We start from the raw sequence: 12,594 nt of genomic DNA, 5'->3' as shown, positions 1-12,594 counted from the left end.
TACATCTTTGATTTCTCGCGGAGTAACTTGGGTTGCTGATAATCTGTTGACTTCAGTCTGACACCACAAGCACCCACACGAATTGCTTGATTCAGTTGTTAAAGAGCGGATGGTTAAGAGCTTTCGTCTCAACCGAGGCGCGCATTCTACAGCGTCTCCTGTATCTGTCAAGCGGTTATTTTAAGAAGTTTTCAAAGTTTCCTTTGCAACTTCAACCACTTGCGCTTCGATCAACTCTTCAGTTGCTCATCAGCGGGAGGCGAATTCTACAGCGTTACAACCGCGTGTCAAACTCTTTTTTCTCACCGCTGTCGATCACTGCAGACTCGACCTCCTTCCTCGCTGACTCCTCACTCTAAACCCTTGTAAACTATTGATCTACAAGGCTTTTTTGTTTCCGTCTGCGCCGGAAGTGGGGCGAATTATAGACAGATCACAGAGGGCGTCAACCGTTAATTTCAAAAATCTGCAATTCAACTGCTGTGCCCCAACAACCACGGGAGATCCTCTTTAAAGACGATCTCCCGCTACGGGAATTTACAAGCTGGGAAATGCGAATTGCGACGCTTCATGGCTCGCACGTTGCGGCCAGCGCTGCGTAATCGCCTTGCGACGCGTATAGAAGCGCACACCATCGGGACCGTACGCATGCAAGTCGCCGAACAGGGAACGCTTCCAGCCACCAAAGCTGTGATAGGCAACCGGTACCGGCAGCGGAACGTTGACCCCGACCATTCCTACTCCAATCTCATCGCAAAACAACCGCGCAGCTTCGCCATCACGGGTAAAGATGCAGGTACCGTTGCCGTATTCATGGTCGTTGATCAGTTGCATGGCCTGTTCAAGGCTGTCCACGCGCACGATGCACAGCACCGGCCCGAAGATCTCTTCTTTATAGATGCGCATTTCTGGAGTTACGCGATCGAACAGACAGCCGCCCATGAAGAAGCCCTGTTCGTGCCCGGCAACCTGGAGATTGCGACCGTCTACCACCAGAGTAGCGCCCGACTGCACACCGTCCTCTATATAGCCGCCGACCTTGTCGCGATGCTGCCCGGTGACCAGTGGCCCCATATCCAGACCGCAAGTCGTACCTGCGCCGATTTTCAGGCCCTGAATTTGCGGAACCAGTTTGGCCACCAACGCATCGGCGATCTGATCCCCGACGCATACCGCAACCGAAATAGCCATGCAACGCTCACCGCAAGATCCATAGGCAGCGCCCATCAAGGCACTCACTGCGTTGTCCAGGTCGGCATCCGGCATCAGTACCGCATGGTTCTTGGCGCCACCGAGAGCCTGAACCCGCTTGCCACGCGCTGCGCCCTCTTTGTAGATGTACTCGGCAATCGGGGTCGAACCGACAAAGCTCAGCGCCTTGACCTCAGGCGCTTCGATCAGTGCATCGACGGCAACCTTGTCACCATGAACCACATTCAGCACACCCTTCGGCAGCCCGGCCTCGTGCAGCAGCTCGGCTATCAGCAGCGTGGAACTGGGATCGCGTTCGGAGGGTTTGAGGATGAAGCAATTGCCACACGCGATGGCCAGCGGGTACATCCACAGCGGCACCATGGCCGGGAAGTTGAACGGAGTGATACCGGCAACGATACCTAGCGGCTGGAAATCAGACCACGCATCAATGTTCGGCCCGACATTACGGCTGTATTCCCCCTTGAGTATTTCCGGCGCGGCACAGGCGTATTCCACGTTTTCAATACCGCGCTTCAATTCGCCCGCAGCATCTTCCAGGGTCTTGCCGTGTTCTTCACTGATCAACTGAGCAATACGCGCTTCGTTCTGCTCCAGCAATTGCTTGAAGCGGAACATCACCTGAGCGCGCTTGGCTGGCGGTGTGTTACGCCAGGCCGGAAACGCAGCCTTGGCCGAATCGATCGCCTTCTGGACCGTGTCCCGAGTGGCAAGCGCTACCGTGTGGATAACCTGGCCGGTCGATGGATTGAACACATCTGCGGTGCGGCCATCTTCAGAAATGAACTCGCCGTGGATCAGGTGTTGAATGCTGCTCATGGAAAACTCCGGATAATTGCATCGGGCGCGAATGGCTTCGCGGCCCATGCGACAAAAGCACCTGTATAAAAGTACCTATATAAGAAGAGAGCCTGTCAGCGTGGTCAGTCGATCAGGTTCAGTGTTTCGCCGACGGCATCGAACAACCGGTCCAGGTCCTGCGCCTGACTGCTGAAGGTCGGGCCAAACTGCAAGGTGTCACCGCCAAAACGCACATAGAACCCGGCTTTCCACAGTTTCATGCCTGCCTCGAAAGGCCGCACGATGGCATCGCCGTCACGAGGTGCGATCTGGATGGCGCCTGCCAGTCCGTAGTTGCGGATATCCACCACGTTTTTCGCGCCTTTGATACCGTGCAGCACGCTTTCAAAATGCGGAGCGATTCCTGCTGCCTGCTGTACCAGGTTTTCACGCTGCAACAACTCCAGCGCCGCGAGCCCGGCCGCGCAGGCCACCGGATGTGCCGAATAGGTATAGCCGTGGGGGAATTCGACGGCGTATTCCGGCGTTGGCTGATTCATGAAGGTCTGATAGATCTCGCTGCTGGCGATCACTGCGCCCATGGGGATCGCGCCATTGGTGATCTGCTTGGCGATACACATCAGGTCAGGCGTGACACCGAAACTGTCCGCGCCAAACATCGAGCCTGTACGGCCGAAGCCGGTAATGACTTCGTCGAATATCAGCAGGATATTGTGCTGATCACAAATCTCGCGCAGACGCTTGAGATAGCCTTGCGGCGGAACGATCACGCCGGCAGAGCCCGCCATGGGTTCGACGATTACCGCCGCGATGTTCGACGCATCGTGCAGCTCGATCAGCTTGAGCATCTCGTCGGCCAGCGCAATACCGCCCGCTTCGGGCATCCCCTTCGAATAGGCGTTGCTGGCCAGCAGTGTGTGCGGCAGATGGTCGACATCCATCAACTGGCCGAACATCTTGCGGTTACCATTCACTCCGCCCAGGCTGGTGCCCGCCACGTTCACGCCGTGATAGCCACGCGCGCGCCCGATCATCTTGGTCTTGGTTGCCTGCCCTTTCAACCGCCAGTAGGCACGCACCATCTTCACTGCCGTGTCCGCGCATTCGGAACCGGAGTTGGTATAAAAGACGTGATTGAGATTGCCCGGCGTCAGTTCGGTAATCTTTTCCGCCAACTGGAACGACAGCGGATGCCCGAACTGAAAGCCCGGCGAGTAATCCAGAATGCCCAGTTGCCGGGAAACGGCTTCCTGAATTTCCTTGCGGGTGTGCCCGGCCCCGCATGTCCATAGCCCGGAAAGCCCATCGTAGATCTTGCGGCCCTTGTCGTCTGTCAGATAGCTGCCGTGCGCAGCCACGACCATGCGCGGGTCACGCTGGAAATTTCGATTCGCCGTGTAAGGCATCCAGTGGGCATCAAGCTTCAACTGACTGGCTACAGACACATCAGACGCTTCGAACATATTCATGGGGGGCAAGCCTCGCAGGCGCTAAACGAACGGTCATTGCAGCCAAGGTGTCACGCGGCTAAAGTTCATAAAACCCGATTTTCATGATCTTTGGTTTGGTAAGGACTAAACAATGAGTATCCGTCGGCCCGACCCACTGTCGCAGGTGAGCGATTTTGATATCCGCTTGCTGCGCATTTTCAAAAGTGTCGTTGAGGCAGGTGGTTTTTCCGCGGCCGAAAGCGTGCTCGGCATTGGCCGGTCGGCGATCAGCCAGCAAATGAGCGATCTGGAACAGCGTCTCGGCTTGCGGCTTTGCCAGCGAGGGCGGGCCGGTTTTTCACTGACCGACGAAGGACGTGAGGTTTATCAATCGTCGTTGCAACTGCTCAGCGCTCTGGAAAGTTTCAGGACTGAGGTCAACGGCCTGCATCAGAACCTGCGCGGCGAGTTGAACATCGGCCTGACCGACAACCTGGTCACCCTTCCCCACATGCGCATCACCCATGCACTGGCCCGCCTGAAAGAGCGTGGCCCGGGCGTGCACATCAATATCCGCATGATTGCTCCCGCCGAAGTCGAGCGAGGCGTATTGGACGGCGGCCTGCATGTCGGTGTCGTGCCACAGGCCAGCGCCCTGCCCGGCCTTGAATATCACCCGTTGTACAGTGAGCGTTCGCTGCTTTATTGCGCAGTGGGACATCCACTCTTCTACGCGGACAACTCAACGCTGGATGATGAACGCCTCGCCCAGCAGGAAGCCATTGCCCCGACCTTTCGCCTGCCCAACGATATTCAGGAGCATTATCAGGCACTGACTTGCACCGCCAGTGCTTCGGACCGCGAGGGCATCGCGTTCCTGATTCTGACTGGACGCTACATTGGCTACCTGCCAGATCATTACGCCAACGCCTGGGTGCAGGAAGGTCGATTGCGCGCGCTGAAACCGGACTCAAAGTTCTACGACCTCAACCTGGTGACCGTTACCCGAAAAGGCCGACGCCCTCATTTGGTGCTGGAGAGCTTTCTGGAAACACTGGCCGCTACCCGATGACACACTCCTGCAGGACACTCTTCCAGTCAGCCAACGTTGCAGAGCGGCTCGAAAACGCTATCAGGCTGATATTTATTGAAATAGTTGGACTCAAATAAAAATAACCTGAGCAACTGGACAGTTTTTTGCAGTAATCCCGATAACGACACGCCAGTACATGGCAGTTCCCCGTCCGAGACCTCGCCATGCAGCCTGAAACACTCGACAACGATGACCTGATTTACGGCCTGAATGATCGCCCAAGACCTTTAACGGCCATATTGGCAGCGTTCCAGCATGTCCTCGCCAGCTTCGTCGGGATCATCACCCCGCCGTTGATCATCGGATCGACGCTCGGCCTGACTCAATACCTGCCGTATCTGATCAGCATGGCCCTGATGGTGTCGGGCACAGGTACTTTCATTCAGGCGCGCCGCCCGTTTGGTATCGGCGCAGGCATGATCTGCCTGCAAGGCACCAGCTTCGCTTTCCTGGGCGCGGTGTTGTCCGCGGGTTTTCTGGTCAAGCAACGCGGCGGCAGCCCGGAGGACATCATGGCGATGATCTTCGGCGTGTGCTTTTTCGGCGCGCTGGTGCAAATCGTGCTCAGTCGCTGTATTGGCCAGTTGCGACGTGTCATCACGCCGCTGGTGACCGGCATTGTCATTACGCTGATTGGCATAAGCCTGATCAAGGTAGGTGTTACAGACCTGGGCGGAGGCTTCAACGCACCTGACTTCGGCGCGCCGTTGAACCTGGCGCTGGGCGCCTTCGTTCTGGCAGTGATCATCGTACTTAATCGTTCGAATACGCCCTGGGTGCGCTTGTCGGCGATCATCATCGGCCTGGCGGTCGGCAGTCTCGCCGCCTGGTTCAGCGGCAAGCTGATTCCACAGCCGATCCACGACCTGCCCTTGATCAGCGTGCCGGTGCCGTTCCGTTTTGGTTTCAGCTTTGACTGGACCGCTTTCCTGCCGGTCGCGCTGATTTATCTGATCAGCAGTATCGAAACGGTCGGCGACCTGACGGCCAATTGCATGCTAGCCCGCCAGCCGATCAGTGGCCCGAGCTACATGGCGCGTCTCAAGGGTGGCGTGCTGGGTGACGGTGTTAGCTGCATGATTGCCGCAACGTTCAGTGCATTCCCTAACACCACCTTTGCGCAGAACAATGGTGTAATTCAGCTGACCGGCGTTGCCAGCCGCTACGTCGGACTGTACATCGGCGCGGTGCTGTTCGTGCTCGGGCTGTTCCCGCACATCGGTGCCATCGTCCAGCAGATTCCCAAACCGGTACTCGGAGGCGCAACGCTGGTGATGTTCGGCAGCGTCGCGGCAGCCGGCGTGCGCATTCTGGCCCAGTCTCCGCTGGACCGACGCAGCATGCTGATCATCGCCACGTCACTGGGTGTCGGTCTGGGTATCGCCGCGCAGCCTGCGCTGCTGCATCAGATGCCCAAACTGGTACAGAACCTGTTCGATTCGGCCATCACCAGCGGCGGCATCACAGCCATCGTAATGTGCCTGCTGATTCCGGAAGGAAAGGTCGCCGTGACCCGGAATGATTCAGCGACGGAACCCAATCCCCTTGAACAACCACGATAGGTTTCCATAGCCGCACTTGCGCCGGTGCTTGCGAGATAATCGCCGGTGCGCTATCTGTTCATTAGTTGCGCCCTACGACCTGTCCGGAATTGCCCATGACCCTTGAAGTCCCCGCACACAGCGCTCACGTCACCAAGCCCGCAAGCCGTATTCGTCAGAAGAACGAACAAGCAATCATCCAGGCAGCCGAAGATGAATTTGCCCGCCACGGCTTCAAGGGCACCAGCATGAACACCATTGCGCTGAAAGCCGGGCTGCCCAAAGCCAACCTGCATTACTACTTCACCAATAAGCTGGGCCTGTATGTCGCGGTACTGAGCAACATCATTGATTTGTGGGACAGCACGTTCAACCACCTGAGCGTCGAAGATGATCCAGCCGAGGCACTGGCCCGCTACATTCGCGCCAAGATGGAGTTTTCGCGCCGCCAGCCTCAGGCTTCACGGATCTTCGCCATGGAGATCATCAGCGGTGGCGAATGCATGAGCGAGTATTTCAGCCAGGACTACCGCCTGTGGTTCCAGGGCCGGGCAGCGGTTTTTCAAGCCTGGATCGATGCAGGCAAGATGGACCCGGTCGACCCTGTACACCTGATCTTCCTGCTGTGGGGAAGCACCCAGCACTACGCTGATTTTGCCTCGCAGATCTGCCGAGTCACCGGTCGCTCCCGCCTGACCCGGCAAGACATGGATCAGGCCAGCAATAATCTAATCCGGATCATCCTCAAAGGTTGTGGGCTCACGCCGCCAGCCTTGTAGAATCGGTGCCTTGACGTCAGCTGGATACACGCATGCCTTTTACCCTGGTCGGCCCTTGCGAGTTTCGTGAAGAAATCCGCAAGAGCCGCTTCATCACCCTCGCCGCCCCCATCGCCAGCCCGGCCGACGCCCAGGCGTTCATCGAGCAGCACAGCGACCTCAACGCCACCCACAATTGCTGGGCCTGGAAGCTGGGTGGTCAGTATCGCAGCAACGATGACGGGGAACCGGGCGGTACTGCAGGCAGGCCGATCCTGGCAGCCATCGAGGCGCAGGAATTCGATCAGGTCGTGGTGCTGGTGATCCGCTGGTACGGCGGCATTCAACTGGGGACTGGAGGCCTGGCCCGCGCCTATGGCGGTGGTGCCAACAAATGTTTGCAGCAGGCCGAGCGTCTGCCGCTGATTCAGCGTTCGTCATTCCAGCTTGAATGCAGCTTCAGTGAACTGGCGCTGGTCAAGTTGCGTCTCGCGGAAGTCAACGGCCTGCTGGAAAGTGAAAACTTCACTGCTACTGGCGTGCAGATGGCAATCGCGATAGGCCCCGAGCATGCCGACACGCTGCAACGACAACTGGCTGATCTGAGTCGCGGCAAAATTGTTTTGCACAAGACCACAACAGAGTAGGCAACGCGTCAGCAATTGCCCACATCTACTGTGCATCCGGCTGTGGATAAGCTGAGCACACTCCACTGCGGGCCTTGCCGGGCTTGCGTTTCAGGCGAATGATCGTTTTTTGAGCAATCGCCTGACATGGATCCATAAACGGTGCAAAAACAGTCTGTTAGCGCTCGTTAGTCCCTTTGGATGCTAACCACCGGCGTATTATTCTCCGCTGACGCGCTTGCGCACAGTATCTGTGGAAGAACCTGTGGATAACAGGTGCAAGGGTCGCGCATCCGTATAACGCACCTCGCTTGACGCCTGCTGTACATTTTTCACTCAAATCAAAGAGCCACATTTGCCCCTCGCTCCGCCAGCGCGCCCCGAACTGGTGCCGAAATGATCGCGTCAGGTTGTCACTGCACGGCCATGAATGTCGAAAACACCTCACTCAACCTTGATTGAACGCACAGGACAGGAATCCTGACTCCTTGGCCAGGATTTTGCTTTATCCACAAGCGACCCACTTCTGCCTTCGAGCCTTTCATGTCAAACCACGCGATACCTGCGCGTCTACAACTGCGCCACATCACTAAACGGTATCCCGGCTGCCTGGCCAACGACGCTGTCGACCTGACGATTCAGCCCGGCGAGATTCATGCCCTGCTGGGAGAGAACGGTGCCGGCAAAAGCACGCTGATGAAGATCATCTATGGCGTGACGCAGCCCGACGCCGGGTCGATCATCTGGCAAGGCCAAGTGCAGACCATGCGCAATCCGGCACAGGCAAGAAGTCTGGGGATCGGCATGGTGTTCCAGCATTTCTCGCTGTTCGAAACCCTCAGCGTCGCGCAAAACATCGCCTTGGCTATGGGCGCTGCGGCAGGCACGCCCAAACAACTGGAACCGCGCATTCGCGAGGTTTCGCAACGCTACGGCATGGCAGTGGAGCCCCAGCGCCTGGTCCATAGCCTGTCGATTGGCGAGCGGCAGAAAGTCGAAATCATTCGCTGCCTGATGCAGGACATTCGTCTGTTGATCCTCGACGAGCCCACCTCTGTGCTCACACCCCAGGAAGCCGAAGAGCTGTTCGTGACCCTCAGGCATCTGGCCGCAGAAGGCTGCAGCATTCTGTTTATCAGTCACAAGCTGGGCGAGGTTCGCGCCTTGTGTCACAGCGCAACCGTCCTGCGCAACGGTAAGGTATCCGGGCACTGTATCCCGGCTGAATGCTCCGATCTGGAGCTGGCGCGCTTGATGGTCGGTGATGCCGAAGGCTTGACCGCGCACTACGACAAAGTCAGCGGCAGCGAAGCCTTTCTGCGCGTCGACAAGCTGTCCTGGCACAACCCGGACCCGTTCGGTTGCTCACTGAAAGACCTGAGCCTGGAAGTACGCAGCGGCGAAATCGTCGGCATTGCGGGCGTTGCCGGCAATGGTCAGGATGAATTGCTGGCGCTGCTGAGTGGCGAACAGACACTGCCTCATGCCCAGGCGACGACCCTGCGCTTCCAAGACACCCCGGTCGGCGACCTGCGCCCCGACGCCCGCCGCAAGCGTGGGCTGGCGTTCGTTCCGGCAGAGCGTCTGGGGCATGGTGCAGTGCCTGAACTCAGCCTGGCCGACAACGCTCTGCTGACCGCTTTCCAGCAAGGACTGGTGAGCAACGGCTTGATCCAGCGCGGCAAGGTTCGCGCACTGGCCGACGAAATCATCCGTCGCTTTGCGGTCAAGACGCCGGACGCACAGGCCGCGGCGCGCAGCCTCTCGGGCGGCAACCTGCAGAAATTCATTCTCGGCCGGGAAATCCTGCAAAACCCCAAACTGCTGATTGCTGCGCACCCGACCTGGGGCGTGGATGTCGGTGCTGCCGCAGCGATTCACCGGGCATTGATTGCCTTGCGTGACGCGGGGGCAGCCATTCTGGTGATTTCCGAAGACCTGGACGAGTTGTTCCAGATCAGCGACCGACTCGCCGCCCTGAGCGGCGGCCAGCTTTCCGACCTGATCCCCACTGAACAGACCAGCACCGTGCAAATCGGCGGCTGGATGGCGGGACAGTTCGATCATTCTCACACCCTGGCCCATGCGGCGGGTTAACGGAGCAAAAGATGCTGCTTTCTCTGGAACCGCGCGGCCAGCAATCGCGCGCCATGTTGTGGTGTTCCCCTTTACTGGCTGCCGTCCTGACACTGGTCTGCGGCTCGCTGCTGTTCATCGGCCTGGGGCTCAACCCTTGGGTGACGCTGCACACCTTGCTGATCGCACCGGTCAGCGACTGGTATGGCATGTCGGAATTGATGGTCAAGACCTTGCCGATTCTGCTCTGCGCGCTGGGCCTGGCGGTCGCGTATCAAGCGCGCATCTGGAACATCGGCGCGGAAGGCCAGTTGCTGCTCGGCGCATTGGCGGGCAGTGCCGTAGCGGTGAATATCATCGAGATGGAAAGTCGCTGGGCCTTGGTCATGGTGCTGCTGGCCGGCACCCTGGCAGGCGCGGCCTGGGCGGGCGTGACCGCCTGGCTGCGCACGCACTTCAACGCCAATGAAATCCTCACCAGCATCATGCTCAACTACATCGCCCTCAACTTGCTGCTGTACTTCGTGCACGGGCCGCTTAAAGACCCGGCGGGCATGAATTTCCCGGAGTCAGCGACTTTTGGCGACGCCAGCCGCCTGCCGCTGCTGATGGAAGATGGCCGCGCGCACATCGGCGTGTACTTCGCCCTGCTGGCACTGGTCGCGGTCTGGGTATTGCTGCAGCGCAGCTTTGTCGGTTTCCAGATCAAGGTGCTCGGGCTCGACAAGCGTGCTGCCGGTTTCGTCGGCTTTCGCGAGAAGCAACTGGTATGGCTGGCACTGTTGATCAGTGGCGCACTGGCCGGTCTGGCGGGCGTGTCGGAAGTGACCGGGCCGATCGGTCAACTGGTGCCGCAGGTCTCGCCGGGTTACGGCTATGCCGCGATCACCGTGGCTTTTCTCGGACGCCTCAACCCCATTGGCATTCTGTTCTCCAGCCTGCTGATCGCCTTGCTGTACCTGGGTGGTGAAAGCGCACAAATGACCTTGAACCTGCCCTTGGCAATCACGCAATTGTTTCAGGGGATGATGCTGTTCTTCCTGCTGGCCTGTGATGTGCTGATTCTTTATCGCCCACGTTTGAAACTGCACTGGGCCAAGCGCCAGATGACAGCCGTCACAGGAGCCGCATGATGGATATCGACCTGCTGAGCAACATTTTCTATGCCATGGTCCGCTGCGGAACCCCCTTGCTGCTGGTGGCGCTGGGCGAACTGATCTGCGAAAAAAGCGGCGTCATCAACCTGGGTCAGGAAGGCATGATGCTGTTTGGCGCGGTGATCGGTTTCATCATCGCCCTGAGTACCGGCAATCTATGGCTGGGCGTGCTGCTGGCGATGCTCGCTGGCATGCTGCTGTCGGCACTGTTTGCGCTGGTGGCGCTGGTGTTCAACGCCAATCAGGTTGCAACCGGGCTGGCGTTGACCATCTTCGGCGTCGGCCTTTCCAGCTTCGTCGGTGCCGCCTGGGTCGGCAAGCCATTGAGTGGTTTTGAACCGGTGGCCATCCCGCTGCTGAGTGACATTCCGCTGATCGGCCGCATGCTGTTTGCCCAGGACCTGCTGGTCTACCTGTCCTTTGCGCTGTTTGCACTGGTCGCCTGGGCGCTGCTGAAAAGCCGCGTCGGGCTGATTATCCAGGCGGTCGGCGAAAATCCCGATGCGGCCAGCGCCATGGGCTTGCCAGTGTTGCGTGTACGCACGTTGGCCGTGCTGTTCGGCGGCGCAATGGCTGGGCTGGCCGGGGCCTACCTGTCGCTGGCCTACACACCGATGTGGGCGGAAAACATGAGCGCCGGACGCGGCTGGATAGCCTTGGCGCTGGTGGTGTTCGCCAGCTGGCGCGTGTGGCGTCTACTGCTCGGTGCGTACCTGTTCGGCCTCGCCAGCATCCTGCACCTGGTCGCGCAAGGCATCGGCCTGGCCATCCCGTCCAACCTGCTGGCGATGCTGCCTTACCTCGCCACCATCATCGTCCTCGTCCTGCTCTCCCGCGACGCCCTGCGCACCCGACTGTATGCGCCGGTATCGCTGGGCCAGCCTTGGCGGGCGGGGCATTGAGGGAGCTCGCGGCGCAGATGGTTGACGCAGAGCCTCATGAACGGCATTCCCACGCTGGAGCGTGCGGAACGATAATCCCGACTGTCGCGCCGATGCTCAGCATCAGACATCTACCTTGAACGTTTCCGGCTCATGGAGATTCCAACACTGCATAGGCAGTAGTACGCTGCGGGGTCGAAACTTTCGAGAGGTCCTGCTGGCGCTGCCATGGAGTCTGTCTCTCAATTTGCCAAGGAATCATTCATGACCACTACCAAGAAAACCGCCCTCATTATCGGTGCTTCGCGTGGCCTCGGGCTCGGGCTGGTGCAGCGCTTGACCGAACAGGGCTGGCACGTCACCGCCACCGTACGTGATCCGCAAAACGCTGAAAACCTGAAAGCGGTCGAGGGCGTGCGCATCGAAGCGGTGGATCTGGACGAAACGGCCTCGCTTGAAGTGCTGGTCCAGAAGCTGCGCGGTGAAGTGTTCGACGTGCTGTTCGTCAATGCTGGCATCAGTGGCGCGGCACACCAGAGCGCTGCGAAGTCGACCGCTGCCGAACTCGGGCAGTTGTTCCTGACCAACGCGGTGGCACCGATTCGTCTGGCCGAACGCTTCGTCGATCAACTTCGTCCCGGTACGGGCGTTCTGGCGTTCATGAGTTCGTGGCTGGGCAGCGTCACTTGCCCGGACGGCGCAAACCTTGCGTTGTACAAGGCCAGCAAGGCTGCACTCAATTCGATGACCAATACCTTTGTCACCGAGCTGGGCGAGAACCGTCCTACCGTGCTGTCGATGCATCCGGGTTGGGTGAAGACCGACATGGGCGGCGAAAATGCCGCCATCGACGTCATGACCAGCACCACCGGGCTTGTCGAACAGCTCAATGCCTACGCAGGCAAGGGCGGCCATCACTTCATCGATTACCAGGGCAAGACGATTGCCTGGTAATCGGCTGCTCGACTAGAATCGCCGTCCTTCGCCGGGGCGCACCTGACCCCGGGGACCCTGGATCA

At 58.9% G+C, this 12,594-nt stretch carries 10 protein-coding genes; 8 read left to right on the top strand and 2 right to left on the bottom strand.

What is annotated here, in order from left to right; translation table 11 throughout:
• Positions 1–537: 537 nt before the first annotated feature.
• A complete protein-coding gene (locus tag LJU29_RS03075; protein WP_257111629.1) occupies positions 538–2,031 on the bottom strand; it encodes a CoA-acylating methylmalonate-semialdehyde dehydrogenase in 1,494 nt (497 codons plus the stop codon).
• Positions 2,032–2,135: 104 nt separating this feature from the next.
• A complete protein-coding gene (gene aptA / locus LJU29_RS03070; RefSeq protein ID WP_257111628.1) occupies positions 2,136–3,482 on the bottom strand; it encodes an omega-aminotransferase AptA in 1,347 nt (448 codons plus the stop codon).
• A gap of 112 nt (positions 3,483–3,594) precedes the next feature.
• On the opposite strand from aptA, the gene LJU29_RS03065 reads away from it, so the two are divergent.
• The 8 genes from LJU29_RS03065 (at position 3,595) to LJU29_RS03030 (ending at position 12,529) form a co-directional block, all read left to right on the top strand.
• Positions 3,595–4,515 (top strand): LysR family transcriptional regulator, encoded by a 921-nt coding sequence (locus tag LJU29_RS03065; protein WP_257111627.1) that lies wholly within the window; start codon positions 3,595–3,597, stop codon positions 4,513–4,515.
• A 185-nt stretch (positions 4,516–4,700) separates the two neighbouring features.
• Complete coding sequence (locus LJU29_RS03060) at positions 4,701–6,098, top strand: uracil-xanthine permease family protein (RefSeq protein ID WP_057404556.1); 1,398 nt, start codon at positions 4,701–4,703, stop codon at positions 6,096–6,098.
• A gap of 95 nt (positions 6,099–6,193) precedes the next feature.
• A complete protein-coding gene (locus LJU29_RS03055) occupies positions 6,194–6,856 on the top strand; it encodes a TetR/AcrR family transcriptional regulator (RefSeq protein ID WP_002555510.1) in 663 nt (220 codons plus the stop codon).
• Positions 6,857–6,888: 32 nt separating this feature from the next.
• Complete coding sequence (locus LJU29_RS03050; RefSeq protein ID WP_257111626.1) at positions 6,889–7,482, top strand: IMPACT family protein; 594 nt, start codon at positions 6,889–6,891, stop codon at positions 7,480–7,482.
• Positions 7,483–8,004: 522 nt separating this feature from the next.
• The gene (locus tag LJU29_RS03045; protein ID WP_257111625.1) at positions 8,005–9,558 is read left to right on the top strand and encodes an ABC transporter ATP-binding protein; all 1,554 of its coding nucleotides are present in this window, start codon (positions 8,005–8,007) and stop codon (positions 9,556–9,558) included.
• 11 nt (positions 9,559–9,569) lie between these two features.
• Positions 9,570–10,670, top strand: a complete 1,101-nt coding sequence (locus LJU29_RS03040) for an ABC transporter permease (RefSeq protein WP_257111624.1) — start codon at positions 9,570–9,572, stop codon at positions 10,668–10,670.
• Positions 10,670–11,596, top strand: coding sequence for an ABC transporter permease (locus LJU29_RS03035; protein ID WP_004666363.1), 927 nt, complete (start codon positions 10,670–10,672; stop codon positions 11,594–11,596). The genes LJU29_RS03040 and LJU29_RS03035 overlap by 1 nt, the downstream gene beginning before the upstream one ends.
• 243 nt (positions 11,597–11,839) lie before the next feature.
• Positions 11,840–12,529, top strand: a complete 690-nt coding sequence (locus LJU29_RS03030; protein ID WP_054995097.1) for an SDR family oxidoreductase — start codon at positions 11,840–11,842, stop codon at positions 12,527–12,529.
• Positions 12,530–12,594: the final 65 nt, after the last annotated feature.

Origin of the sequence: Pseudomonas ficuserectae (assembly GCF_024584585.1) — a bacterium.
GTDB lineage: Bacteria > Pseudomonadota > Gammaproteobacteria > Pseudomonadales > Pseudomonadaceae > Aquipseudomonas > Aquipseudomonas amygdali.
This window is presented reverse-complemented; position numbering and strand designations above follow the sequence as displayed.

Bases quoted from the DNA above. Each gene is read 5' to 3' on its own strand.
- LJU29_RS03075 (WP_257111629.1), bottom strand. From the start codon at position 2,031: ATGAGCAGCATTCAACACCTGATCCACGGCGAGTTCATTTCTGAAGAT.
- aptA (WP_257111628.1), bottom strand. From the start codon at position 3,482: ATGAATATGTTCGAAGCGTCTGATGTGTCTGTAGCCAGTCAGTTGAAG.
- LJU29_RS03065 (WP_257111627.1), top strand. From the start codon at position 3,595: ATGAGTATCCGTCGGCCCGACCCACTGTCGCAGGTGAGCGATTTTGAT.
- LJU29_RS03060 (WP_057404556.1), top strand. From the start codon at position 4,701: ATGCAGCCTGAAACACTCGACAACGATGACCTGATTTACGGCCTGAAT.
- LJU29_RS03055 (WP_002555510.1), top strand. From the start codon at position 6,194: ATGACCCTTGAAGTCCCCGCACACAGCGCTCACGTCACCAAGCCCGCA.
- LJU29_RS03050 (WP_257111626.1), top strand. From the start codon at position 6,889: ATGCCTTTTACCCTGGTCGGCCCTTGCGAGTTTCGTGAAGAAATCCGC.
- LJU29_RS03045 (WP_257111625.1), top strand. From the start codon at position 8,005: ATGTCAAACCACGCGATACCTGCGCGTCTACAACTGCGCCACATCACT.
- LJU29_RS03040 (WP_257111624.1), top strand. From the start codon at position 9,570: ATGCTGCTTTCTCTGGAACCGCGCGGCCAGCAATCGCGCGCCATGTTG.
- LJU29_RS03035 (WP_004666363.1), top strand. From the start codon at position 10,670: ATGGATATCGACCTGCTGAGCAACATTTTCTATGCCATGGTCCGCTGC.
- LJU29_RS03030 (WP_054995097.1), top strand. From the start codon at position 11,840: ATGACCACTACCAAGAAAACCGCCCTCATTATCGGTGCTTCGCGTGGC.